The following is a 25,463-nucleotide window of genomic DNA, read 5'->3' on the forward strand; positions in this document are numbered from 1 at the left end:
GTGAGATTGGCGACAGATCGGCGCTTTGCGTCATTTCATCCTGGCGCCAGCGGTGTAGAATCGGGGCATTCATCGCCATTCATCCCCGGCGGGTTTATGAGCTCATGCTGAGGCACGCAGCGATCCTGCAAAGTCATCGGCCACTTCCGGACACACCGCCAATCCCGAGTGTTCCAGACGTCGACAGAAGCTCACTCCCCATTGATACCTGATAAGTACCTGATTTGCCGCCCGGAGTGCTCCATGCCTGATTACCGTTCGAAAACATCCACCCATGGCCGCAACATGGCCGGCGCCCGTGCATTGTGGCGCGCCACGGGGATGAAGGATGACGACTTCAAGAAGCCGATCATCGCCATTGCCAACTCTTTCACCCAGTTCGTACCGGGTCACGTCCACCTCAAGGACCTGGGCCAATTGGTTGCCCGTGAAATCGAACGTGCCGGCGGTGTTGCCAAGGAATTCAACACCATCGCCGTGGACGACGGCATCGCGATGGGCCACGACGGCATGCTTTATTCGCTGCCCAGTCGCGAGATCATCGCCGACTCGGTCGAGTACATGGTCAACGCCCACTGTGCCGACGCCATCGTCTGTATCTCCAACTGCGACAAGATCACCCCCGGCATGCTCATGGCCGCACTGCGCCTGAACATCCCGGTAATCTTCGTTTCCGGCGGCCCGATGGAAGCCGGCAAGACCAAGCTCGCCAGCCACGGCCTCGACCTGGTGGACGCGATGGTAATCGCCGCCGACTCCAGCGCTTCTGACGAGAAGGTCGCCGAGTACGAGCGCAGCGCCTGTCCGACCTGCGGTTCGTGCTCCGGCATGTTCACCGCCAACTCGATGAACTGCCTGACCGAAGCCCTGGGCCTGGCATTGCCAGGCAACGGTTCGACCCTGGCCACCCACAGCGACCGCGAGCAACTGTTCCTGCAGGCCGGCCGGACCATCGTCGAGCTGTGCAAGCGTTACTACGGCGAAAACGATGAATCGGTGCTGCCACGCAACATTGCCAACTTCAAGGCGTTCGAGAATGCCATGACGCTGGACATCGCCATGGGCGGTTCCACCAACACCATCCTGCACTTGCTCGCTGCCGCTCAGGAAGCCGAGATCGACTTCGATCTGCGCGACATCGACCGCCTGTCCCGTCACGTACCGCAGCTGTGCAAAGTCGCGCCGAACATCCAGAAGTACCATATGGAAGACGTGCACCGCGCCGGCGGCATCTTCAGCATCCTCGGCTCCCTGGCCCGAGGCGGTCTGTTGCATACCGACCTGCCAACGGTACACAGCAAGACCATGGCCGAGGCCATCGCCAAGTGGGACATCACCCAGACCACCGACGAAGCCGTGCATCACTTCTTCAAGGCCGGCCCGGCGGGCATCCCGACCCAAACTGCCTTCAGCCAATCGACTCGCTGGGAAACCCTGGATGACGACCGTGAAAACGGCTGCATCCGCAGCGTCGAGCACGCCTACTCCAAGGAAGGCGGCCTGGCTGTGTTGTACGGCAACATTGCCTTGGACGGCTGCGTGGTAAAAACCGCCGGCGTCGACGAGTCGATCCATGTATTCGAAGGCAACGCCAAGATCTTCGAAAGCCAGGACAGCGCCGTGCGCGGCATCCTTGCCGATGAAGTGAAGGCCGGCGATATCGTGATCATTCGCTACGAAGGCCCGAAAGGCGGCCCGGGCATGCAGGAAATGCTCTACCCGACGTCCTACCTGAAGTCCAAAGGCCTGGGCAAAGCCTGCGCGCTGCTGACGGACGGACGGTTCTCTGGCGGCACCTCTGGCCTGTCCATTGGCCATGCTTCGCCGGAAGCGGCGGCTGGCGGCGCCATTGGCCTGGTGCGCGATGGCGACAAGGTATTGATCGACATTCCCAACCGCTCGATCAACCTGCTGATCAGCGACGAAGAATTGGCCGAACGCCGCGTCGAGCAGGACAAGAAAGGCTGGAAGCCGGTGGAAGTGCGCCCGCGCAAAGTCACCACCGCCCTAAAGGCCTACGCCCTACTCGCCACCAGCGCCGACAAAGGTGCGGTGCGCAACAAGGCGATGCTTGACGGGTTGTAAGCGTCCTAGCTTCGAACAAAATGCCCCGCCAAGCGCGGGGCATTTTTTTTGGGCTTCAGTCTGACCCTTTTGGGCCAAGTGCTCCCTCGCCACAGGGTTACTTGGTATCAGTGTGGGGGAGGGGTTTACTGAATGTCCTCGGGCTTGACGATCACCCAGTTCTTGTCAGCCGTCACCGGCAATCCTTCCTTGGCCTGGGCGGCGGCGTGCTTGGCCATCATGCCGTTGATCTGGGTCATGTACTTGTCCTTGCGGTTGACCCACAGGTGGATGCCGCCCTTGGCCACGTCCACATCGTGGAACAACATGTAGCCGTCGCTGCTCGGCGTATCGCCGGCGACGAGTACGGGTTTTTTCCATTCGTCGATGTAGGTCAGGATCGCCGCATGCTTGCCGGCCATCCAGGTCGCCGGGGTCCAGAGGTAGGGGGTGTACTCCAGGCCCAGGTTGGCGTTCTCGTCGTATTTGCCGTTTGTGATCTGTTTGCGCGCGGTGGTCAGCTCGCCGGTCTTGCGGTCCTTGAGCAGCGTGGTCACGCCGATCACGTTCTGCGGCTTGAGGTTGTAGCCATACTTCGGATCGGCCGCGACCATGCGCACCAGCTCTTCGGAAGCCGCGGTCATGACGTAGACCTCGATACCGTTTTCCATCAGTTTGTTGTACAGCTCGGTCTGGCCGGTGAAGATTTTCGGTGGGTTGACGTTGTACTGAACCACCTTGTCGCCATCGTAATAGGTGGTCGGCACCGGTTTGCCTGAAGCCATCAATTCATCGACATAACCCTTCAGCTCCTTGAGCGTGAACCCAGAGAACACCTGGGCCACCCACGGGTAGCAAACCATGTCGTCCAGTTCGCACAGGCGGTAGTAATAGCTGAAGAGGCTTTCCTTGTGTTCAGCCGTATCCTTGAACGGCATCAGCTTCAGGGATGGGTCCAGGGTTTCACGGCTGATGAGGCCCTTGTTCTCCATGAACGGCAACAGCGACTCCTCCAGGTCGTAGCGGTAGCTGGTGTTGTCCATGTCAAAGACCGCGTAGTTACCCTTGTTGGCGTTGGCCGCGATCATCGCTTCCAGCGCCTTGGCCTGTTCCGCCGGCCAGTGCTTGAGATCGGTGGCGAGCACTTGGCCGACGAGGCCCAAGCCTAGAGCGACAGCGAGCAGGTGCGGTACGAGCTTCATCGGCGTTTACTCCCAGTTTGTAAGAGTTTGACGCTAACAAATGCCTGTGACGGATCCCGCCTGTGGGCGACCGCTTGCGTCCCGATAACGGCAGCGGCATGTCCGTGGACGCCAGCGCCTTATTCCAAAAGCGACAGTAAACATTCTTTTTTAGTATTAATTCTTTAGATATCAGACTGTTAGGCTTTCCGGCTCACAGTCGCGGCTCGTGGCGACTGGCAAAGTCTTATCGGAGTTTTTCATGAATGTGCCGCTGATACTCAATCTGCTGGTGTTTATTGGCCTGCTGTTCGGCCTGGCGCAAACCCGCCACAGCACCTGGAGCCTGGCCAAAAAGGTCTTGTTGGCGCTGGCGCTGGGCGTGGTGTTCGGTATCGCCCTGCATACGATTTATGGGGCAGCGAATCCCGTGCTCAAAGCGTCGATCGGTTGGTTCGACCTCGTGGGCAATGGTTATGTGCAGTTGCTGCAGATGATCGTGATCCCGCTGGTCTTCGCCTCGATCCTCAGCGCCGTGGCCCGCCTGCACAATGCCGCGTCCCTGGGCAAGATCAGCTTCCTGACCATCGGTACGCTGCTGTTCACCACCGCCATCGCGGCGCTGATCGGCATCGGCCTGACCAACCTGTTCGGCCTCACCGCCGAGGGCCTGGTGGCCGGCACCCAGGAACTGGCGCGCCTGCAAGTGATCCAGGGCGACTACGCCGCAAAGGTCGCCAACCTGAACATTCCGCAGCTGCTGCTTTCGTTCATTCCACAGAATCCTTTTGCCGACCTTGCCCGGGCGAAGCCGACGTCGATCATCAGCGTGGTGATTTTCGCGGCGTTCCTCGGTGTCGCCGCGTTGCAGTTGCTCAAGGATGACGTTGAGAAAGGCCAGAAGGTGGTCGACGCCATCGACACCCTGCAAAGCTGGGTGACGCGCCTGGTGCGCCTGGTGATGAAGCTCACGCCATACGGCGTGCTGGCGCTGATGACGAAGGTGGTCGCCGGCTCGAATCTGCAGGACATCATCAAGCTCGGTAGCTTCGTAGTGGTGTCGTACCTGGGGCTGGGCTTGATGTTCGTGGTCCATGGCCTGTTGGTGTCAGCCGCCGGGATCAACCCGCTGCGTTTCTTCCGCAAGATCTGGCCGGTGTTAACGTTCGCCTTCACCAGCCGTTCCAGCGCCGCGACCATTCCGTTGAGCATCGAGGGCCAGACCAGTCGCCTCGGCATTCCCCGGGCGATCGCCAGCTTCAGCGCCTCGTTCGGCGCCACCATCGGCCAGAACGGTTGTGCCGGGCTGTATCCGGCGATGCTGGCGGTGATGGTCGCGCCCACCGTGGGCATCAACCCGCTGGATCCGGTGTGGATCGCAACGCTGGTCGCCATCGTGACCTTGAGTTCGGCGGGCGTGGCAGGAGTCGGTGGTGGCGCGACGTTCGCCGCGCTGATCGTGCTGCCGGCCATGGGTTTGCCGGTCTCGCTGGTGGCGCTGCTTATTTCGGTGGAGCCGCTGATCGACATGGGCCGCACTGCATTGAATGTCAGTGGCTCGATCACTGCGGGGGCGATTACCAGCCAGGTGATGCAGCAGACTGACAAAGCACTGCTCGATGCCGACGAGCATGGGGAGTTGGCGCAGGCTTGACGGGGGGCCTGTTAAATCGGCTATCGCGAGCAAGCTTGCTCGCGATGCTTCAGCGCTTTTCCCAGACTTCGAAACTGTAGGCCGGCTTGTCCCCTTCGGCCGGATTCGGCTGGTTCGAAACCAGCTTCCAATGGTTCGAATCAAACGCCGGGAACCAAGCATCCCCTTCCGGGCTCAGCGCCACGCGGGTCAGGTACAGCCGATCCGCCTGATCCAATGCCTGGGCATAGAGCTGGGCACCGCCGATCAGCATCAGCTCGTCCACGCCTTGTTCCAGCGCCCAGGCTTCGGCCCGTTCCACTGCGGCTTCAAGCGTGGAATAAACCTGCGCGCCTTCCAAAACCAGGCCGGGTTGGCGGCTCACCACGATATTCAAGCGACCCGGCAGCGGTCGACCGAGGGAGTCCCAGGTCTTGCGGCCCATGATGATCGGCTTGCCCAGAGTGGTGGCCTTGAAATATTTGAAATCCCCCGGCAAGTGCCAGGGCATGGTGTTGTCGATGCCGATCACACGGTTTTCACCGAGGGCTGCGATCAGGCTTAAGGGAAGAGTTTTTTTCATGAGGGCGAGAATACCAGAGGCCCGGACTGGCGCCACAGCGGTTATGCTCTTTGCTCATTCGAGCAACGGAAGCGCCCGTGACAGAACTGCAGAACCTCTGGTTGACCGAGACGATACGCCTGCGTGAAGAACACGCCGGCCCGCTCGAGGATCAGGAAGCCAATCGCCTGGCCCGCGCGGCAGGAGGCGATCTATCCACCCGCATCCGCCACCGCGCCGGCTGGCTGGCCGACCGCGACGGCCTTGCTCAAGCCCTGCGCCACTGGCTGCAGGGAGCGCGGCTGGCGCTGATGGCGTTGGCGGTGCTCGCCATCGCCAGCGGCGCCGGCCTGGGGTTCGCCGCCCTCGGCGATGGACGCGCGCCGGTCAACGTTTTCTGGGCCTTGGGCAGCCTGTTGGGGCTGAACCTGCTCCTGCTCATTGGCTGGCTCCTGGGCCTGCTGTTCGCCGGGGAGCAAGGCGCCACGCTGGGACGCCTTTGGCTGTGGCTCAGCGAAAAACTGGCGCGTGATGCCAAGGCTGCCCAACTGGCGCCAGCCCTGCTGCTGTTGTTGCAACGGCACCGGCTCAATCGCTGGGCGCTCGGCGTGCTGGTCAACGGCTTGTGGCTACTGGCGATGCTCAGCGCGCTGGTCATCGTACTGATGCTGATGGCGACCCGGCGTTATGGCTTCGTCTGGGAAACCACGATTCTGGGCGGCGATACCTTTGTCGCCATGACCCAGGCCCTCGGTGCGCTGCCCGCCCTGCTGGGCTTCAGCGTGCCGACCGTCGAGATGATACGCGCCAGCGGTGACGCCGCGTTGGATATCGAGAGCGCCCGCCAGGCCTGGGCCGGGTGGTTGGTCGGCGTCTTGCTGGTCTACGGCGTGCTGCCGCGCCTGTGCCTGACGCTGCTGTGCCTGTGGCGATGGCGTCGTGGCCGCGCCAGACTTCGCCTGGACTTGAACCTGCCCGGTTACGCGCAGTTGCGCGAGCGGTTGATGCCCAGCAGCGAGCGCCTGGGGGTCAACGATGCCGCGCCCGCACAGTTGCATAGAATCGACAGCGCCGTCGGGGCAATGGAAAGTGACGGCGCGTTGCTGGTGGCGATCGAGCTGGACGAACGTCCCTGGCCGCCCAAGCTGCCCGACTCCGTTAAAAACGCCGGCATCCTCGACAGCCGCGAGTCCCGCCACAGACTCTTGGAACAACTGTCGCGTTTCCCCCCCGCGCGCCTGGCGATTGCCTGCGACCCCCGACGTTCGCCGGACCGTGGAAGCCTAGCGTTGATTGCCGAGCTGGCCCGCAGCGCCAGCGCTACCCGTATCTGGTTATTGCAGGCGCCACCCGGCGAAGCGCTGGACGGCGAGCGCCTGGGTGATTGGCATAACGCGCTGCAACAGTTGGAGTTGCCGTTCGCCGATTGCGCCCCGATGAACTGGCTGGAGACCGGCCATGACTGAATCCATCAAGCCCCTGAAGCTCGCGGTGGTCGGCCACACCAATGTCGGCAAGACCTCCTTGCTGCGCACCCTGACCCGCGACGTCGGCTTCGGCGAGGTGTCCCATCGCCCGAGCACCACCCGTCACGTCGAAGGGGCTCGCCTGTCGGTGGATGGCCAGGCGCTGCTGGAACTGTACGACACGCCGGGGCTGGAAGACGCCATCGCCCTGCTCGATTACCTGGAACGCCTGGAGCGGCCGGGCGAACGCCTGGACGGCCCGGCACGCCTGGCGCGCTTCCTCGATGGCAGTGAGGCCCGGCAACGCTTCGAGCAGGAAGCCAAGGTGCTGCGGCAGTTGCTCGCCAGCGATGCCGGACTGTATGTCATTGATGCCCGCGAGCCAGTGCTGGCCAAATACCGCGATGAGTTGGAAGTCCTCGCCAGTTGCGGCAAACCGCTGCTACCGGTGCTCAACTTCGTCAGCAGCGCCCAGCATCGCGAACCTGAGTGGCGCGAAGCCCTGGCGCGATTGGGCCTACATGCGCTGGTGCGCTTCGACAGCGTCGCCCCGCCGGAAGACGGCGAACGACGTCTATACGAAAGCCTTGCGCTGTTGCTGGAAAACGCTCGCGAACAGCTGGAGCGACTGATCGATGATCAACAGGCCCAGCGCCAGGCTCGCCAGCAGAGCGCAAAACGCCTGATCGCCGAACTTCTGATCGACTGTGCCGCCTGCCGACGCAGCGTCGCCAGCGATGCGGATCTGGAGCACCAGGCCATCGGCCAATTGCGCGACGCCGTCCGTCAGCGCGAGCAGCGCTGCGTTGAAGCGCTGCTCAAGCTTTACGCTTTCCGTGCCCAGGACGCGGCCGCCAGCGATTTGCCTCTGCTGGACGGTCGCTGGGGCGATGACCTGTTCAATCCCGACACCCTCAAGCAATTGGGCGTGCGAGTCGGTGGCGGGATCGCGGCCGGGGCAGCGGCGGGTGCGGGCGTGGATTTGCTGGTGGGAGGGTTGACCCTTGGCGCCGCAGCCCTGGCCGGAGCCATTGCCGGCGGTGCGCTGCAAACCGCCCGCAGCTATGGCAACCGGTTGATGGGCAAGCTCAAGGGCCAGCGCGAACTGACCGTGGACGACAGCGTGCTGCGCCTCCTGGCCTTGCGCCAACGGCAATTGCTGCAAGCGATCAATCAGCGCGGTCATGCGGCGATGGACAGTATCCGTATCGCCACGCCCCACGATAAGACATGGCGCGAAGGCAGGTTGCCCGAAGCATTGAACAAGGCCCGAGCGTATCCGCAGTGGTCGTCGCTCAACCCCAATCCCCGCTTGAGCCAGGCCGAGCGGCAAGAGCAGATCGAGCTATTGGCCGAGCAGCTTTAGACACCGTCATTTCTGTGGTGAGGGCATTTATCCCCGTTGGGTCGCGAAGCGGCCCCCTGCTTTTTGGATGTGCTGCTGTGGTCGATATTTTTTTGGGGGCGCTTCGCACCCCAGCGGGGATAAATCCCCTCGCCACAAAAAAACGGTTCGCCGCAATTATTCCGCGGCCAACGCTTTTAGCGCCGACGCCGCTTCCGCCAGCTCCAGCTCGCTGAACACCCGTACGCCATGGCGCTTGAGCAACGCCGCCGTCACGCCCTCGCCGGGGACTTTCACACCGCTGAATGTCCCGTCATAGGTGAGCAGGTTGCCGCAGGAGGGGCTGTTGGCCTTCAGCACGGCGATCCGGATGCCGTGTTCGCGCACCAAATCCAACGCTTGATAGGCACCCGACAAAAACTGCGCGCTCACATCCTCGCCATCGGTGGTGATGACCGCCGCGTCGCCATCGAGCACTTTCACTCCTTGCCCGCCAGGAATCTCCGCCGCCGGCCGGGGCGTGGGCAAGCCGCCGGCGACCTCCGGGCACAGCGGCACGACACGACCCTCGTCGAGCCATTGCTGGAGCTGATCGAATGGCCCGCTGGCGCCACCGTCGTAACGCACGCGATGACCGAGCAGACAGCGACTGACGAGGATTTTTTCCATGCTCAGAACAACTCGTTGCCGCGGCGTCGGAACCAACCGGTCAAGGACAGGCGCTCACGCGTCGCCGGCAGCACTTCATGGGGAATGTCCCCCGAGAGAAACACCACCAGGCAGCCGCCGGTGGGCACTACATCGTGCTCGCTTTCGCCCAGGTACATGCGCAACTGACCGCCGTGTTCCGGCAGCCAGGCGTCATTGAGATAGAGCACCGCCGAGACCATGCGCCGGTCATCGTCACGGAAGCGGTCGACGTGCTTGAGGTAGAACGCACCGGGCGGGTACAGGGCGAAGTGGCTCTCGAAATCCTCCAGGCCCAGGAACAGGCCCCGGTTCAAGGCCTCGCGCAGGCTGTCCATCAACCCCAGGTAACGGTCGCAGGCGTCAACCTGGCCGGGCTCGATCCACTGGATGTGATCGCCACGGATCCCTTCGCGAATTTCCGAAAACGGCCCGCGTCCAACGGCGGCCGGGGCCAGTTCACCTTCAGCGGCGCGCTGGCGGCACTCGGCCGCCAAGGCGCGCGTCAGCGCATCCGGCAGGAAGATGTTCTGCTGCGACCAGCCGCGCTCGGCCAGGTCGTCGACGATACGTAACAGCAACGGATGATCAGAAGGTATTTGCATGGCGCGCATAGTATTCCTGTGCCTGCAAAACCGACAGCGCCGCGCAGCGGGTTCGCTGCGCCAGGTGGCACCGCCGTACGAACTTGATACGAATTCTCGACAAGTTCCCGCACCCCACGGAGAATAGTCGGCTGCTGACAGGAGTCCCTATGCGCCGTTTGCTTTTCTCACTGTTAATGTTCTGCGTATTGCCCGCCTGGGCAGACAGCTACGACCAGTTGTACAAGGTCGCCGGCTGGCCGGAACAACGGGCGCATTTCAATGACGCCTTGAATGCCGCGCAGCAGCGCTATCAGAACAGCCTGCCGCCAGCGGTGTTCCAGGCGTTGGTGAACAACAGCAACCAACGGTTCGCGCCCCAGGCCATGGACCAGCGGGCCGAGGCCCAGTTGCGCAATAACCTTGCCGACCCGGACCCGGCCCTGACCTTTTTCCAATCGCCCCTGGGCCGCAAAGTCGTCGCGGCCGAACTGCTCGCCACCCGCCGCGACCAGTTGGCGAAGAACGCCAAGGGCCTGCCGAAGATGCAGGCCAGCGATAACCGCCTGCTGATCATCGGCCATCTGGCCCAGGCCCTGCCCGCCCGTGAAGCCGGTGCCGAAGTCAGCCTGGCGATCGCCGGCGTGGCGGCCGACAGCCTGAGTTCGATGATTCCAGGCTTGCTGGGCGGCGGGCAGGCTCAAGGCATGTTGAACGGCCAGCGCCAGCGCCTGATGGACCAGATCGGTGCGGACCTGAACAACACGTTGCTGTACGTCTACCGTGACCTGACCGACACCGAGCTGGAAGAATTCGCCACCTTCGCCGAGTCGGCCGAGGGGCAGGCCTATTACCAGGCGGCGCTGGCGGCGATTCGGGCGGGGTTAGCGGTGGGGCAGAACTTAGGGCAGTAGGGATTCAACATCGCTATCGCGAGCAGGCTCGCTCCCACAGGGACTGATTGCACAGATCCATCGTGGGAGCGAGCCTGCTCGCGAACGCGATAGATCGATCACCGCCGGACCCGACTCATCCGCCTGCTCAAGAACTCAAACATTTCCTGACGCATCGCCAACCTCTCATTCGCCAGGTGATGCCGCCCCTGCGGCAACATCAGAACCTGCGGCCGGTCGAATTTGGCCTGCAACACTTGCAAGTTGTGTCGCCAATCCACCGTCATGTCCGCCTGCCCCTGGACGATCAACGGCTGGCGCGGGCTGCTCGGCGCCGCCTCTATGCGCTTGATCCACTGCGCGAGCGCCCCGACCCACGCGGTGGGCAGGCGCAGCGGTTGCAGCGGGTCGGCCTGCAGGAACGGAAGGAAATCCGGGTCGGTGGAATTCTCGGTGAACCGCCGGGCAATGCCGGTCACGAACGGCTTGAGCAGGTAATAACTGAGGCGCGACCAGCCCCAGGCGCGAGGCCGGACCAGGGGCGACAACAGGATGACCTGGCCCTGGGCCGGGCTGTTTGCGCCCTGGTTGAGGACATGGTCGACCACAATTGCCCCGCCGGTGCTTTGTCCGCACAGGTGCCAGGGTTGCGGCAGGCCAAGGCTCTCCCCTTCTGCCAGCAAACCTTGCAATGTCGCCTGGTAGTCGGCGAAATCGCCGATGCTGGCGCGCTCGCCACTGGACAATCCATGGCCCGGCAAGTCGCAGCTGATCACCACGAACCGCTGCTCCAGCGCCCAGTCGATCAAGTGCCGGTAAAGGCCCATGTGGTCGTAATAGCCATGGAAAAGGAACAGGGTCGCCACGGCTTTTTCCGGCCACCAGACCTGGCCGACCAGCTCATACCCCGCAACGTCGAAACGACCCAGGCCGCTGCGCAGCGTGCGTGCCGGGAAATCCAGTCCATAGAATTGCTGGTAGGCCTGCGCTTGCGCAGACAGCGGCTGCCACTGCGCCAAAGGTTGCAGGCTGGCGCGCAGATGATCAGGGTCAAAAGAAGCGGGCATTGGTATTCCAGGCAGGAGCGCATCGCGCGAAACAGGCTTTGTAAGCCTGTGATATTCATCTGTCGCGTCGGGCATGGCAAGCTACGCGGCTCCAGAGGATCGACTCCATGCGCCCGTCCCACCGCACGACCTTGCTTGCCAGCCTGCTCGCCCTCGCGTGCGCCGTCGTGCTGTGGCTCGCCTACGACTGGTTCCAGGGCCGATTCCTGAGGACGTTCAGCCAACACACGGCAGTATTTTCCGGCGACCCCCTGCGCCTGCCGCCCGACCTGGCAGGCCCCGGCGCAATCCGCCTGGTGCATTTCTGGGATCCGGCCTGCCCGTGCAACGTTGGCAATCAGCAGCACCTCTCCGAGCTGGTCGAGAAATACACCCCCCTTGGCGTGGCGTTCTACGCAGTACAAAAAACCGGCAGCCAGGGCCGCCTGCCTGTCACGCTGAATAGCCTCAAGACGCTGCCGGCGCTTCCCGGTTCGGAACAGATTCCTGCCAGCCCCGCCGTGGCGATCTGGGACCGCCACGGCAAACTGGCGTATTTCGGCCCGTACAGCGAAGGCTTGACCTGCAATTCGAGCAACAGCTTTATCGAACCGATTCTCGAAGCGTTGAGTACCGGCCGGCAAGTCGACGCAACCCACACCATGGCGGTGGGTTGTTATTGTCCGTGGGCCCAGGACACATCCAGCAAACAGTAGGGCCGAAGATATCCCTCCGAGGAACGATGCACCGGGAAGCGGTCACGTGTTAAACAGGCGATCCACAGCGAGATCGTGGGACCGCTGCCACTCGAATAAGGAATGACCATGAAACGGACCCTCGTCGCCTTCCTGCCACTGCTCGTCAGCGCCGTTATCGTCGCGGGCGGCTACCTCTACAGCAAGCAGCCCACCCGCCAGGGCGCGGTGCAGTTGCAAGGGCTGCAAGGCTCGGTGACGGTGCGCTACGACGAACGCGGCGTGCCGCATATCCGCGCCGAGAACGAAACCGACCTGTACCGTGCCCTCGGTTACGTCCACGCCCAGGATCGGCTGTTCCAGATGGAGATCATGCGGCGCCTCGCCCGGGGCGAGTTGGCCGAGATCCTCGGGCCCAAGTTGCTCGACACCGACAAGCTGATGCGCAGCCTGCGCATTCGCGAGCGCGCCGCCAGCTACGTCGCCGAGCAGGATCGACAGTCGCCGGCCTGGATCGCTACGCAAGCGTACCTGGACGGCATCAACGCCTATCAGCAAACCCACACGCGGCCGCTGGAGTTCGATGTGCTGGGCATTCCCAAGCGTCCCTTTACCGCTGAAGACACCGCCAGCATCGTCGGCTACATGGCCTACAGCTTCGCCGCGGCCTTTCGCACCGAACCCTTGTTGAGCTATGTGCGCGACGAACTCGGTGCCGAGTACCTGAAGATTTTCGACCTCGACTGGCAGCCCCAGGGCGTCCTGCCTCAGGATCCGGCAGGCGGCACGACACTGTCCGCCACTGACTGGAAAGGCCTCAACGCCCTCGCCCGCCTGAGTGAGCAGGCCTTGGCCGACCATGGCCTGCCGCAGTTCGAAGGCAGCAACGCCTGGGCGGTCTCGGGCAACCGCACCCACAGCGGCAAGCCTTTGCTGGCGGGCGATCCGCATATCCGCTTTTCCACGCCGTCGGTGTGGTACGAAGCCCACCTGTCGGCGCCAGGTTTCGAACTCTACGGCCAGTATCAGGCCCTCATGCCGTTCGCCTCCCTGGGCATGAACAAGGATTTCGGCTGGAGCATCACCATGTTCCAGAACGACGACCTGGACCTGATCGCCGAGAAGATCAACCCAGACAACCCCGAACAGGTCTGGTATCGCGGCTCGTGGGTGGACATGACCCGCAGCGAACAGCAGATCGCCGTCAAAGGCCAGGCCCCGGTAACGCTGGTGTTGCGCCAGTCGCCCCACGGCCCGATCGTCAACGATGCCCTCGGCGCCAATGCGGGCAAGACGCCAATCGCCATGTGGTGGGGGTTCCTGGAAAGCCGCAATCCGATCCTCGAGGCGTTCTACCAGCTCAACCGCGCCGACACCTTGGTGAAGGCCCGCGGTGCGTCGGCCAATATCCATGCGCCGGGGCTAAACGTGATCTGGGCCAATGCCAAGGGCGACATCGGCTGGTGGGCCGCAGCGCAATTGCCCAAGCGGCCGGCTGGCGTGAAACCCGGCTTCATTCTCGACGGCACCAGCGCCGAAGCGGAAAAAGACGGTTTCTACCCTTTCAGCAGCAATCCCCAGGAAGAGAACCCGGCCCGGGGCTACATCCTCTCAGCGAATTTCCAGCCGGTGGCGGCCAGCGGGATCGAGATCCCTGGCTACTACAACCTCGCCGACCGGGGTCAGCAACTCGACCGACAACTGAGCGACAAACAGGCCAAATGGGACATCCAGACCACCCAGAAACTGCAACTGGGCACCACCACCGCCTATGGCCCGCGCCTGCTTGCACCTTTGTTGCCGATCCTGCGCGAAGCGGTCAGCGACCCGCAGGAGCGCAAGTGGGTGGAACAACTGGCTGAGTGGAAGGGCGACTACCCGCTGGACTCCATCAGCGCCACGCTGTTCAACCAGTTCCTGTATGACCTGGCCAACACCGCCCTGCGGGACGAACTGGGCGACGGATTCTTCGAAACCGCGCTATCGACCCGTGTCATCGACGCCGCGCTGCCACGCCTGGCCGCCGAGAAAGACTCGCCGTGGTGGGACGACCGATCGACGCTGGGCACCGAAACCCGCGCCGACACGGTGATCAAAGCCTGGGACAAAGCCCTGGCGCACTTGAGGGCGACGCTGGGGGCCGACCCCGCCCAATGGCGGTGGGGTCAGGCACACACCCTGACCCATGGGCATCCCTTGGGCCAGCAAAAGCCGCTGGACCGGGTCTTCAACGTTGGACCGTTCGCCGCACCCGGCACCCATGAAGTACCGAACAATCTCTCGGCCAAGATCGGACCGGCGCCCTGGCCCGTGACCTATGGCCCTTCCACCCGGCGCATCATTGACTTCGCCGACCCGGCCCACAGCGTCACCATCAACCCTGTCGGCCAGAGCGGCGTACCATTCGACAAGCACTATGAGGACCAGGCCGACGCCTACATCGAAGGGCTGTATCACCAGGCGCACCTGGCCGAGGAAGAAGTCACCGCCAACACCCACGGCACACTGAAACTGCTGCCCGCCAGGGCCGAGCCCTGACCATGGCATCGGAATGTTTCTGACGATCGACAGGCTTGGACATCAATGATCGTCAAGACTGCAAAAGCCCAACCCGTTTATCACAATGGAGTCGATGCAATGTTCAATAACTGGTCCGAACTGCTGCCCACCATCAAGAGCGCCTTTGGCGCCCTGGGCAAAAGCAATCCGAAAATGGTCAAGGCCTACATGGCCCTGGATGAGGCTGCCGCCGAGAACAACGTGCTCGACGCCAAGACCCGTGAACTGATCTCCATCGCCGTGGCGATCACCACCCGATGTGACGGCTGCATCGGCGTACACACCGACGCCGCGATCAAGGCCGGCGCGACCCGCGAAGAAATCGCCGCCACCCTGGCAACGGCGGTCTCGCTGAATGCCGGAGCGGCTTATATCTATTCCCTGCGGGCGCTGGAGGCCCATGACGCACTGAAAAAATGAGCTTAAAGCAACGCGGCAAAATTCAACCTGAACTGTTGCGGCGTCACGCCCAACCGCCGATTGAAGACGCTGCGCATGTGTTGGGCATCGCGAAAGCCGCATTGGTAAGCGACGGTCTTGAGCGGTGCCCGAGTGCTTTCCAGCATCACGCGCGCCGCGTCTACCCGGGCCTGCTCGACGAACTCGGCTGGCGTGACCTTCGCCTCCCGGGCGAACACGCGGGAGAAATTGCGTGGGCTCATGTTCGCCGCGCTGGCGAGGTTGGCGATGCCCAGATCACCGTTGAGATTCGCCAGCACGTAAGCCTGGACCTGGGCCACGGTGGAGGTCGGCTCGGCATGGGGCGCGAGAAACGGACTGAACTGTGATTGACCGCCTGAACGCTGGGTGAACACCACCAGCCGCTTGGCGACATTCAGTGCCACCTCCGGCCCATGGTCCTGAGCCAGCAGAAACAGCGACAGGTCGATTCCCGCCGTAACGCCCGCCGAGGTATACAGCTCGCCGTCCTGCACGTACAGCCGATCGGCTTCGATCCGGGTCGAGGGGCACAGCTGCGCCAGCGCCGAAGCATCGCCCCAATGGGTGGTGACGGTCCGCCCCTGGAGCAATCCCGCCCGAGCGAGCATGAACGCGCCATTGCAGATCGAACCGAAGCGCCGGGCCCGGGCGCAGGCTTCGCGCAGCCAGGCATTGAACGCTGGGCCAACGTCCATGAACGGCAATTGCGGCCCGCCCGCGACCAGCAGCAGGTCGTACGGCCCTGACGCTGCGCTGAAATGGCGGTGGGGATTGAGGGACATGCCGTTGGAGCAAGACGTCGCGCCGCGCTCGACGCCGATCACTTCCAGCCGATAGTGATCCTGCGCGGCGAGAAAGCGATTGGCTTCGCAGAACACATCCAGGGGGCCGCTGACGTCCAGGGACTGGACGCCCGTGAACACCACGATGGCGACGGTTTTTTCCATGGTGCTCACTTACCTGTCCGGGTTGACCACAGAACCCTAGCCAATCCGGCGTGCAGAAGCCAGATGGCATGAAACCCAAGTTCATTGGCCGTAATCGCAGCCATGGCGCGATTGCTGCGCCGTATCCCGGCGAACAGACTGAACCCTCAGCGCCGCCACGGCGCACCGTCAAGAGGAGAGCAGCATGACCCGCATCGCCGGCATCCAGATTCCCGACAGCGCCCTCGCCCGGGCCACCACCGAATACATTCGCGACATTGAATCGGACCTGCTGTATCACCATTCCCGCCGGGTGTTCCTGTTCGGCGCCTTGAGCGGCCAGCGCCAGCAGTTGGCTTACGATCCGCAGCTGCTCTACGTCGGCGCGATGTTCCACGACCTCGGGTTGGTGGAAGGCTACCGCAGCGACGATGAGCGCTTCGAAGTGGACGGCGCGAATGCCGCCGCGGCCTTCCTCAAACCCTACGGGTTGAGCGATGACGACATCGAGCAAGTGTGGCTGTCGATCGCACTGCACACCACGCCCGGCGTGCCGAAGCACCTGCGCCCCAACGTCGCCCTGGTGACCGCTGGCGTGGAAATGGACGTGCTGGGCATGGATTACGCCGCGTTCCCCACCGCACAGCGCGACGCCGTGGTGCATGCGCATCCCCGGGGAGAAGGCTTCAAGGAGTGCATCATCTGCGCCTTCGCCGACGGCTTGCGGCATCGTCCACATACCACCTTCGGCAATGTGAAGACCGATGTGCTGAGGGATCAGGAGCCGGGGTTCAAGCCGATGAACTTCGTTGAAGTGATCCGCAGCTCGCCCTGGAATTCATAGCCAGCACACCCCGCCACTATCGCGAGCAGGCTCGCTCCCACAAGGGGATCTGCGCTGAGCCACGGATTTGCGGGCAAAAAAACACCAGTGGGAGCGAGCTCGCTCCCACATTTTGGTCCCAGAGTCGGTTAGGCCGAAGCGGTTTCCGCCCGGCGTACTTCCGGTTGCTTCCAGGAATCGGCGGCGCTTTCCTCGATCGCTTGCTGGATCGCCCGCTTGCGGTTTTCTTCGGCACGGCGGCTGAAGTACCAGACCAGGAAGGTCACCAGGGACACCGCCAGCAGGATCAGGCTCGCCACGGCGTTGATTTCCGGTTTCACCCCCAGGCGCACCGCCGAGAAGACTTCCATCGGCAAGGTGGTCGAGCCAGGGCCGGAGACGAAGCTTGCCAACACCAGGTCGTCAAGGGACAGCGCGAACGACATCATGCCGCCCGCCGCCAGCGACGGCGCGATCATTGGGATGGTGATCAGAAAGAATACCTTCCACGGCCGCGCGCCGAGGTCCATGGCCGCCTCTTCGATGGACAGGTCCAGCTCACGCAAGCGCGCCGAGACCACCACCGCCACGTAGGCCGCGCAGAACGTCGTGTGGGCGATCCAGATCGTGACGATGCCACGTTCCTGGGGCCAGCCGATCATTTGCGCCATGGCCACGAACAACAGCAACAGCGACAAGCCGGTGATCACTTCCGGCATCACCAATGGCGCGGTGACCAGGCCGCCGAACAGCGTCCGACCCTTGAAGTGGGTGATGCGGGTCAGCACGAAGGCCGCCAGCGTGCCCAGGGCCACCGCGGCAATCGCCGTGTAGCAGGCAATTTCCAACGAGCGCATCACCGAGCCCATCAGCTGGCTGTTGTCCAGCAGGCCGACGTACCACTTGACTGACCAACCGCCCCACACCGTCACCAGTTTGGAGGCGTTGAACGAGTAGATCACCAGAATCAGCATCGGCGCGTAGATGAACAACAGACCCAGCACCAGCATCAGGCTTGAAAAACTGAAGCGCTTCATTACTTGCCCTCCATTTCTTTGGCCTGACTGCGGTTGAACAGGATGATGGGCACGATCAGGATCGCCAGCATCACCACCGCCAAGGCGGATGCCACCGGCCAGTCTCGATTATTGAAGAATTCCTGCCACAGCACTTTGCCGATCATTAGCGTTTCCGGGCCGCCCAGCAGTTCCGGAATCACGAACTCGCCCACCACCGGGATGAACACCAGCATGCAGCCGGCGATGATGCCGTTCTTGGACAGCGGCACGGTGATCTTCCAGAAGCTGTTGAAGGTGCTCGAACCCAGGTCCGACGCGGCTTCCAGCAGGCTGGCATCATGCTTCACCAGGTTGGCGTAGAGCGGCAGGATCATGAACGGCAGGTAGGAATAGACCACGCCGATATAGACCGCCAGGTTGGTGTTGAGAATTTGCAGGGGTTCGCTGATCCAACCCATGCTCATCAGAAAGCCGTTGAGCAAGCCGTTGTTGCTGAGGATACCCATCCACGCGTAGACGCGAATCAGGATCGCGGTCCAGGTCGGCATCATGATCAGCAGCACCAGCACCGTCTGCATCTCTTTGCGGGCGTTGGCGATGCCATAGGCCATGGGGTAGCCGATCAATAGGCACAACGTGGTGCTGATCAGCGCCATCTTCAGCGAGCCGAGATAGGCGGAGATGTACAGCTCATCCTCGCTGAGCATCACATAGTTGCCAAGGTTGAGCAGCACCTGCAGCTTCTGGTCGATGTAGCTGTAGATTTCGGTGTAAGGCGGGATCGCCACGTCGGCTTCGGCGAAACTGATCTTCAGGACGATGAAGAACGGCAGCATGAAGAACAGGAACAGCCAGATGAAGGGCACCCCGATGACCATCTGACGGCCACCGGGCGTTATTCGGGCGAGTCGGCGTTTGAACTTGCGCATGTTCATGAGCGAAGCACCACGCCGCTGTCGTCTTCCCACCAGACGAATACCTGGTCGCCCCAGGTCGGACGCTGGCCTCGGCGTTCGGCGTTGGCGACGAACGACTGCACCAGCTTGCCACTCGGCAGCTCGACGTAGAACACCGAGTGGCCGCCCAGGTAGGCGATGTCATGGACCTTGCCACTGGACCAGTTGTGCTCGCAGGTTGGCTGCTCGGGCGTGACCAGGAGTTTTTCCGGGCGGATGGCGTAGGTGACGGACTTGTCCTGCACCGAGGTGCTGATGCCGTGGCCGACGTAGATGTTGCGGTCCAGGTCCTTGCACGTCAGCACCGCGTGGCCCTCGGCGTCGTCCACCACTTCGGTCTCGAAGATGTTGACGTTGCCGATGAATTCACAGACCAGGCGGCTGGTCGGGGTCTCGTAGATATCGATCGGGCTGCCGATCTGGGCGATCCATCCCAGGTGCATGATCGCAATGCGCTCGGCCATGGTCATGGCCTCTTCCTGGTCGTGAGTCACCATCACGCAGGTCACGCCGACCCGCTCGATGATCTCCACCAGCTCAAGTTGCATCTGCGAGCGCAGCTTCTTGTCCAGAGCGCCCATTGGCTCGTCGAGCAGCAAGAGTTTGGGTCGCTTGGCCAGGGATCGGGCCAGGGCCACGCGCTGGCGCTGGCCACCAGAGAGTTGGTGCGGCTTGCGCTTGGCGTACTGGCTCATCTGCACCAGCTTGAGCATTTCAGCCACGCGGGCGTCGATCTCGGCTTTCGGGATCTTGTCCTGTTGCAGGCCGAAAGCAATGTTCTGGGCCACGGTCATGTGGGGGAACAAGGCGTAGGACTGGAACATCATGTTGATCGGCCGCTCGTAGGGCGGCAGGTCGGTGATGTCCACGCCATCGAGGAAAATCCGCCCCTCCGTGGGCCGCTCGAAGCCTGCCAGCATGCGCAGCAAAGTGGATTTGCCCGATCCCGAACCGCCGAGCAAGGCAAAGATCTCGCCTTTCTTGATTTCCAGGGACACGTCGTCCACGGCAATCGTCTCGTCGAACTTCTTCGTGACCCGGTCGATCTTGACCAGCACCTGCTTGGGTGTCTGGTCGCCCTCGAGGGCTTTCTTATAGGCGCCGGAGGCAACTGCCATTTACGAAACTCCCACAAAATTTGCAGCTCGCCCAAGACGGGCGAACCTTGGAAAAGTTAGAGCGCTTGACGCTATTTACCCGACTTGACCTTGGTCCAGCTGCGGGTCATGAGTCGTTGGATCTTGGGCGGCAACTCGGAGTTGACGTAGAGCTTGTCGACAACCTCCTGCGGGGGATAAACCGCTTCGTCGGTGCGCACTTCCTGGTCCATCAGTTCGCCAGCCTTGGGGTTCGGGTTGGCATAACCGACGTAGTCGCTCACCTGGGCGATGACCTCAGGCTTGAGCAGATAGTTGATGAACGCGTGGGCCTCCTTGACGTTGGCGGCGTCGCGTGGGATTGCCAGCATGTCGAACCAGAGGTTGCCGCCTTCCTTGGGAATCACGTAAGCGATTTCGACGCCCTTGCCGGCCTCGCTGGCACGTTCACGGGCCTGGAAAATATCGCCGGAGAACCCCGCAGCCACGCAGATGTTGCCGTTGGCCAGGTCCGAGATGTACTTGGAGGAGTTGAAGTAGGTCACGTAAGGCCGGATCTTGAGGAGCTGGGCCTCGGCCTTCTTGTAGTCTTCGGGGTTCTGGCTGTTGGGGTCCAGGCCCAGGTAGTTGAGCATCGCCGGGATCATCTCGTCGCCCGAGTCGAGGAACGAAACGCCGCAGCTGGACAGCTTCTTGATGTTTTCCGGTTCAAACAGCATGGCCCACGAGTCGATTTTTTCGACACCCAGTACCGCCTTGATCTTCTCGACGTTATAGCCGATGCCGTTGGTGCCCCACAGGTAAGGCACGGCGTATTGATTGCCCGAGTCGTTTTTTTCCAGACGCTTGAGCAGCGAAGGATCGAGGTTGGCGTAGTTCGGCAGCTGCGATTTGTCGAGCTTCTGGAACGCCCCGGCCTTGATCTGCTTGCCCAGGAAATGGTTGGACGGCACGACCACGTCGTAACCGGTGCGACCGGCCAGCAACTTGCCTTCCAGGGTTTCGTTGGAATCGAACACATCGTAGACCGGCTTGATCCCGGTGGCTTTCTCGAAGTCCGCCAGGGTGGATTCGCCGATGTAGTCCGACCAGTTATAAATATGCACGGTGGAGGCCGCCTGGACAGTGACAGCGAGTGTCAGGCCAGCACCGACCAGCAAGGCGTTGCGCAACAAAGAAAAGACAGGCACGTGGAGGTCCTCTTAAATAGTTGGGCCCAAGTTGCCCCCGTTACCGGGCAACGATATGCCCTGCAACAAAACCGGCGCGCAACTTACCCTCGATAAACCGATCCAGCAAAACTTTTAGTTATTTAATTGCTCCTGTTGCCGCCCTCCCGGGGACGGCGACAACCGGAGCGTGCTTCAAGCCGGCTTATTTGCCGGATTTGATCTTGGTCCAGCTGCGGGTCAGGATCCGCTGGGTCGCCGACGGCAGGTCGGCGATGGCGTACAGCTTGGCCTTCACTTCGTCCGATGGGTAGATGCTCGGGTCACCGGAGATTTCCTTGTCCACCAGCGCGGTGGCGGCCTTGTTGCCGTTAGGGAAACGCACGTTGTCGGTGATCTCAGCCATGATTTCCGGCTGCATGATGAAGTTCATCCACTTGTAGGCGGCTTCGACGTTTTCGGCATCTTTTGGAATGGCGACCATGTCGTAGAACGAACCGGCACCTTCCTTCGGAATGGTGTAGGCCACTTTCACCTTGCCGCCAGCTTCAGCCGCACGGCTCTTGGATTGCTCGATATCACCCGAGTAACCCACGGCCACGCAGATGTTGCCGTTGGCCAGGTCCGAAATGTATTTGGAAGAGTGGAAGTAACCGATCGATGGGCGCAGCTTGAGGAACAGTGCTTCGGCTTCGGCCAGTTGCTTCTTGTCCTGGCTGTCGGTCGGGTAGCCGAGGTAATGCAGAGCCACGGGAATCATTTCGGTTGGCGAATCGAGGAAGCTCACGCCGCAGCTCTTGAGCTTGGCAATGTTCTCGGGCTTGAGCAGCACGTCCCAGGAGTCGATCTTGTCGACGCCCAACGCGGCCTTGACCTTCTCGGGGTTGTACCCGATGCCGATGGTGCCCCACATGTACGGAAACGCGTGCTTGTTGCCCTGGTCGCTGGCATCGCCGACGGCCTTGAGCAGGTCGGGGTCCAGGTTCTTCCAGTTCGGCAGCTTGGACTTGTCCAGCTCCTGGTAGACGCCGGCCTTGATCTGCTTGGCGAGGAAGTTGTTCGACGGCACCACGACGTCATAGCCGGATTTGCCGGCCAGCAACTTGGCTTCCAGCGTCTCGTTACTGTCGAATACGTCGTAGACGACCTTGATCCCCGTTTCCTTCTCGAACTTGGCGACCGTGTCCGGCGCGATGTAGTCGGACCAGTTATAGACGTGCAGCACCTTGTCGTCCGCCTGGACGGCGCCCGCCATCACGCCCATCAGGGACATGGCGAGGAGGGTCTTGCCAGCTAACTTCATACCTAATGTCTTCATGCCTAATGCCTTCATGAAAAGTGCTCCAGTTATTCTTCTTGGCCACGGTTGCGTAGCCGGCTCTCTGGCAACTTGAACAGCGGGGGTAGTCTGGCAAGTTACAGGGCAAGCTTTCAACAAAAGCCCAGCCTTTTGTTCACGCTGGGCGAGGCCCATGCCGGCACCTCGCTCAGAGCCTAGCACTTAGCCCTGCAACGCACTGAGCGTCAGGTCCAGGCATTGCCGCGCCTTGGCCACCAGTTCGTCGATCTCGGCCTTGCTGATCACCAGCGGTGGCGCAATGATCATGGTGTCGCCCACGGCGCGCATGATCAGCCCATTATCGAAGCAGAACTGCCGGCAGATCATGCCCACGCCCTTGCCTTCGTAACGCTTGCGCGTGGCCTTGTCCTGGACCAGCTCGATCGCCCCCAGCAAACCGACGCCGCGCACTTCACCCACCAGCGGATGATCGTTCAGTTCCCGCAGACGTTGCTGCAAATAGGGTGCCGTCTCGCCGTGGACACGCTCGATGATCTTCTCGTCGCGCAGGATCCTGATATTTTCCAGGGCCACTGCCGCAGCCACCGGATGGCCGGAGTAGGTGAACCCGTGGTTGAAATCGCCGCCTTCGTTGAGCACCGCAACCACGTCGTCGCGCACGATCAGGCCACCCATGGGGATGTAGCCGGAGGTCAGGCCCTTGGCGATGGTCATCATGTGTGGTTTCAACCCGTAATGGTCGGTACCGAACCACTCGCCGGTGCGCCCGAAACCACAGATGACCTCGTCGGCCACGAAGAGGATGTCGTACTTGGCGAGGATTTCCTTCATGCGCGGCCAGTAGCTGTCCGGCGGCACGATCACGCCACCGGCGCCCTGGATCGGCTCGGCGATGAACGCACCGACGTTATCCACGCCGATCTCGAGGATTTTTTCTTCCAGCTGATTGGCCGCCCAGATGCCGAACTCTTCAGGGCTCATGTCGCCGCCTTCACCGAACCAGTACGGTTGGGCGATGTGGACGATGCCCGGGATCGGCAGGTCGCCTTGCTCGTGCATGTAGGTCATGCCGCCCAGGCTCGCGCCGGCCACGGTCGAACCGTGATAACCGTTCTTGCGACTGATGATGACTTTCTTGTTCGGCTGGCCCTTGATCGCCCAGTAGTGGCGGACCATGCGCAACATGGTGTCGTTGCCTTCGGAGCCAGAGCCGGTGAAGAACACGTGGTTCATGCCTTGCGGCGCGATATCGGCGATGGCCTTGGACAATTCCAGCACGGGCGGGTGAGCGGTCTGGAAGAAGAGGTTGTAGTACGGCAGCTCACGCATCTGTTGGCTGGCGGCGTCCGCCAGTTCATCGCGACCGTAGCCAACGGCCACGCACCAGAGGCCGGCCATGCCGTCGAGAATCTTGTTGCCTTCACTGTCCCAGAGGTACACGCCCTTGGCGTGGGTGATGATGCGCGGGCCTTTCTCTTTCAGTTGCTTGAAGTCGCTGAACGGTGCCAGGTGATGATCGCTGCTAAGAGCCTGCCATTCGCGAGTTTGCGGGTTGTTGCGGGTCATGCGAATTCTCCTTTATTCCATGAGGGCGGGGCCTATGGCAGCCCCGCCCGGCGCATCAGACGGCAAAGAGCAGGAATTCCCGCTCCCACGAACTGATGACGCGCTTGAAGTTTTCATGCTCGGCCCGTTTGACCGCGACGTAGCCCGTGATGAATTTCTTGCCCAGGTACTTCTCGATGGTGGTGCTGTTCTCCATGCGTTCCAGGGCGTCTTCGATGGTCAGCGGCAGGCGCAGGTTGCGGCGCTCATACCCTCGACCCACCACCGGCGCGCTCGGGTTGATGCCTTCGACCATGCCGATGTAGCCGCACAGCAGGCTGGCGGCAATCGCCAGGTACGGGTTGGCGTCGGCGCCCGGCAGGCGGTTTTCCACCCGACGGTTCTGCGGCCCGGCATCCGGCACCCGCAGGCCCACGGTGCGGTTCTCTTCGCCCCACTCCACGTTCACCGGCGCCGAGGTGTCGGGCAGGAAGCGGCGGAACGAGTTGACGTTGGGTGCAAACAGCGGCAACAGCTCAGGGATGAATTTCTGCAGGCCACCGATGTGGTGCAGGAACAGATCGCTCATGGTCCCGTCTTCATTGGAGAAGACGTTCTTGCCTGTTTCCTTGTCGATAATGCTCTGGTGCAGGTGCATGGCGCTGCCCGGCTCGCCGGTCATGGGCTTGGCCATGAACGTGGCGGCCACGTCGTGCTTGAGCGCGGCCTCGCGCATGGTGCGTTTGAACACCAGGATCTGGTCGGCCAGGGACAGCGCATCGCCGTGACGGAAATTGATTTCCATCTGCGCGGTGCCGTCCTCGTGGATCAGCGTGTCGAGGTCCAACTCCTGCAATTCGCACCAGTCATAGACGTCTTCGAACAGCGGGTCGAATTCGTTGGCCGCTTCGATCGAGAACGACTGGCGACCGGTTTCCGGCCGACCGGAGCGGCCGATCGGTGGTTGCAGCGGAAAGTCCGGGTCGTCGCTGCGCTTGGTCAGGTAGAACTCCATCTCCGGCGCGACAATCGGCTGCCAGCCCTTGTCCGCGTAGAGCTTGAGCACCTTCTTCAATACGTTGCGGGGCGACAGCTCGATGGGGTTGCCCTGCTTGTCGTAGGAGTCATGGATCACTTGAGCGGTGGGCTCGATGGCCCAGGGCACCAGGAAGACTGCGTTTTCGTCCGGGCGGCACATCATGTCGATGTCGGCAGGGTCGAGCAGTTCGTAATAGATGTCGTCTTCGACATAGTCGCCCGTTACGGTCTGGAGCAGGACGCTCTCGGGCAGGCGCATGCCTTTTTCGGCAATGAACTTGTTGGTCGGCGAGATCTTGCCCCGGGTGATGCCGGTCAGGTCGCCAATCATGCATTCGACTTCTGTGATCTTGTGGTCTTTCAACCAATCGGTGAGCTGGTCGAGGTTGTTACTCATAAATGCCTCTAGGCGTGAGTTTCCTGGCTGCTATTAG

22 protein-coding genes are annotated in these 25,463 nt (G+C 62.1%); 9 read left to right on the top strand and 13 right to left on the bottom strand.

The window, feature by feature from the left end; all coding sequences use genetic code 11:
* Positions 1-243: 243 nt before the first annotated feature.
* The gene (gene ilvD / locus ACLK1G_RS08670; protein WP_420765062.1) at positions 244-2,085 is read left to right on the top strand and encodes a dihydroxy-acid dehydratase; all 1,842 of its coding nucleotides are present in this window, start codon (positions 244-246) and stop codon (positions 2,083-2,085) included.
* Positions 2,086-2,210: 125 nt separating this feature from the next.
* On the opposite strand, the gene ACLK1G_RS08675 is transcribed toward ilvD, so the two are convergent.
* A complete protein-coding gene (locus tag ACLK1G_RS08675; protein WP_420765063.1) occupies positions 2,211-3,266 on the bottom strand; it encodes an HAD family hydrolase in 1,056 nt (351 codons plus the stop codon).
* 241 nt (positions 3,267-3,507) lie between these two features.
* On the opposite strand from ACLK1G_RS08675, the gene ACLK1G_RS08680 reads away from it, so the two are divergent.
* Positions 3,508-4,899, top strand: a complete 1,392-nt coding sequence (locus ACLK1G_RS08680) for an L-cystine transporter (protein WP_420765064.1) — start codon at positions 3,508-3,510, stop codon at positions 4,897-4,899.
* A gap of 49 nt (positions 4,900-4,948) precedes the next feature.
* Here ACLK1G_RS08680 and ACLK1G_RS08685 read toward each other — a convergent pair whose 3' ends face one another.
* Complete coding sequence (locus tag ACLK1G_RS08685; RefSeq protein ID WP_420765065.1) at positions 4,949-5,461, bottom strand: dihydrofolate reductase; 513 nt, start codon at positions 5,459-5,461, stop codon at positions 4,949-4,951.
* Between the two features lie 77 nt (positions 5,462-5,538).
* Here ACLK1G_RS08685 and ACLK1G_RS08690 point away from each other — a divergent pair, with 77 nt between their 5' ends.
* Complete coding sequence (locus ACLK1G_RS08690; RefSeq protein ID WP_420765066.1) at positions 5,539-6,906, top strand: DUF2868 domain-containing protein; 1,368 nt, start codon at positions 5,539-5,541, stop codon at positions 6,904-6,906.
* On the top strand, positions 6,899-8,272 hold the full coding sequence (locus tag ACLK1G_RS08695; protein WP_420765067.1) for a GTPase/DUF3482 domain-containing protein: 1,374 nt from the start codon (positions 6,899-6,901) through the stop codon (positions 8,270-8,272). The genes ACLK1G_RS08690 and ACLK1G_RS08695 overlap by 8 nt, the downstream gene beginning before the upstream one ends.
* A 156-nt stretch (positions 8,273-8,428) precedes the next feature.
* Here the strand turns inward: ACLK1G_RS08695 and ACLK1G_RS08700 are convergent, their stop codons facing one another.
* Positions 8,429-8,920, bottom strand: coding sequence for a 2-thiouracil desulfurase family protein (locus ACLK1G_RS08700; RefSeq protein WP_420765068.1), 492 nt, complete (start codon positions 8,918-8,920; stop codon positions 8,429-8,431).
* A 2-nt stretch (positions 8,921-8,922) separates the two neighbouring features.
* The gene (locus ACLK1G_RS08705; protein WP_420765069.1) at positions 8,923-9,552 is read right to left on the bottom strand and encodes a 2OG-Fe(II) oxygenase; all 630 of its coding nucleotides are present in this window, start codon (positions 9,550-9,552) and stop codon (positions 8,923-8,925) included.
* Positions 9,553-9,692: 140 nt separating this feature from the next.
* Between ACLK1G_RS08705 and ACLK1G_RS08710 the strand changes: the two genes are divergently transcribed.
* Complete coding sequence (locus tag ACLK1G_RS08710; protein ID WP_420765070.1) at positions 9,693-10,436, top strand: DUF2059 domain-containing protein; 744 nt, start codon at positions 9,693-9,695, stop codon at positions 10,434-10,436.
* Between the two features lie 98 nt (positions 10,437-10,534).
* Here ACLK1G_RS08710 and bipL read toward each other — a convergent pair whose 3' ends face one another.
* Positions 10,535-11,482: a phospholipase BipL gene (gene bipL, locus ACLK1G_RS08715; RefSeq protein WP_420765071.1), complete on the bottom strand. Its 948-nt coding sequence runs from the start codon at positions 11,480-11,482 to the stop codon at positions 10,535-10,537.
* A 107-nt stretch (positions 11,483-11,589) separates the two neighbouring features.
* Between bipL and ACLK1G_RS08720 the strand changes: the two genes are divergently transcribed.
* The 3 genes from ACLK1G_RS08720 (at position 11,590) to ACLK1G_RS08730 (ending at position 15,135) form a co-directional block, all read left to right on the top strand.
* Positions 11,590-12,177: a DUF6436 domain-containing protein gene (locus ACLK1G_RS08720; RefSeq protein WP_420765072.1), complete on the top strand. Its 588-nt coding sequence runs from the start codon at positions 11,590-11,592 to the stop codon at positions 12,175-12,177.
* 108 nt (positions 12,178-12,285) lie between these two features.
* Complete coding sequence (locus ACLK1G_RS08725) at positions 12,286-14,694, top strand: penicillin acylase family protein (RefSeq protein WP_420765073.1); 2,409 nt, start codon at positions 12,286-12,288, stop codon at positions 14,692-14,694.
* 99 nt (positions 14,695-14,793) lie between these two features.
* On the top strand, positions 14,794-15,135 hold the full coding sequence (locus ACLK1G_RS08730; RefSeq protein ID WP_014340738.1) for a carboxymuconolactone decarboxylase family protein: 342 nt from the start codon (positions 14,794-14,796) through the stop codon (positions 15,133-15,135).
* A gap of 2 nt (positions 15,136-15,137) precedes the next feature.
* Here ACLK1G_RS08730 and ACLK1G_RS08735 read toward each other — a convergent pair whose 3' ends face one another.
* A complete protein-coding gene (locus ACLK1G_RS08735; protein WP_420765173.1) occupies positions 15,138-16,103 on the bottom strand; it encodes a GlxA family transcriptional regulator in 966 nt (321 codons plus the stop codon).
* A gap of 184 nt (positions 16,104-16,287) precedes the next feature.
* On the opposite strand from ACLK1G_RS08735, the gene ACLK1G_RS08740 reads away from it, so the two are divergent.
* Positions 16,288-16,926, top strand: a complete 639-nt coding sequence (locus tag ACLK1G_RS08740; RefSeq protein ID WP_420765074.1) for an HD domain-containing protein — start codon at positions 16,288-16,290, stop codon at positions 16,924-16,926.
* Positions 16,927-17,054: 128 nt separating this feature from the next.
* Here ACLK1G_RS08740 and ACLK1G_RS08745 read toward each other — a convergent pair whose 3' ends face one another.
* The 7 genes from ACLK1G_RS08745 to ACLK1G_RS08775 form a co-directional block, all read right to left on the bottom strand.
* Complete coding sequence (locus tag ACLK1G_RS08745; protein ID WP_420765075.1) at positions 17,055-17,942, bottom strand: ABC transporter permease subunit; 888 nt, start codon at positions 17,940-17,942, stop codon at positions 17,055-17,057.
* Positions 17,942-18,859 (bottom strand): ABC transporter permease subunit, encoded by a 918-nt coding sequence (locus ACLK1G_RS08750; protein ID WP_420765076.1) that lies wholly within the window; start codon positions 18,857-18,859, stop codon positions 17,942-17,944. The genes ACLK1G_RS08745 and ACLK1G_RS08750 overlap by 1 nt, the downstream gene beginning before the upstream one ends.
* Positions 18,856-19,998 (bottom strand): ABC transporter ATP-binding protein, encoded by a 1,143-nt coding sequence (locus ACLK1G_RS08755; protein ID WP_420765077.1) that lies wholly within the window; start codon positions 19,996-19,998, stop codon positions 18,856-18,858. The genes ACLK1G_RS08750 and ACLK1G_RS08755 overlap by 4 nt, the downstream gene beginning before the upstream one ends.
* 71 nt (positions 19,999-20,069) lie before the next feature.
* The gene (locus ACLK1G_RS08760; protein WP_420765078.1) at positions 20,070-21,167 is read right to left on the bottom strand and encodes a polyamine ABC transporter substrate-binding protein; all 1,098 of its coding nucleotides are present in this window, start codon (positions 21,165-21,167) and stop codon (positions 20,070-20,072) included.
* A gap of 184 nt (positions 21,168-21,351) precedes the next feature.
* Positions 21,352-22,449 (bottom strand): polyamine ABC transporter substrate-binding protein, encoded by a 1,098-nt coding sequence (locus ACLK1G_RS08765; protein WP_420765174.1) that lies wholly within the window; start codon positions 22,447-22,449, stop codon positions 21,352-21,354.
* A gap of 198 nt (positions 22,450-22,647) precedes the next feature.
* A complete protein-coding gene (locus ACLK1G_RS08770) occupies positions 22,648-24,012 on the bottom strand; it encodes an aspartate aminotransferase family protein (RefSeq protein WP_420765079.1) in 1,365 nt (454 codons plus the stop codon).
* A 55-nt stretch (positions 24,013-24,067) separates the two neighbouring features.
* A complete protein-coding gene (locus ACLK1G_RS08775; protein ID WP_030138097.1) occupies positions 24,068-25,426 on the bottom strand; it encodes a glutamine synthetase family protein in 1,359 nt (452 codons plus the stop codon).
* Positions 25,427-25,463: the final 37 nt, after the last annotated feature.

This window comes from Pseudomonas algeriensis (genome assembly GCF_048847255.1).
In the GTDB taxonomy this organism is placed as follows: domain Bacteria; phylum Pseudomonadota; class Gammaproteobacteria; order Pseudomonadales; family Pseudomonadaceae; genus Aquipseudomonas.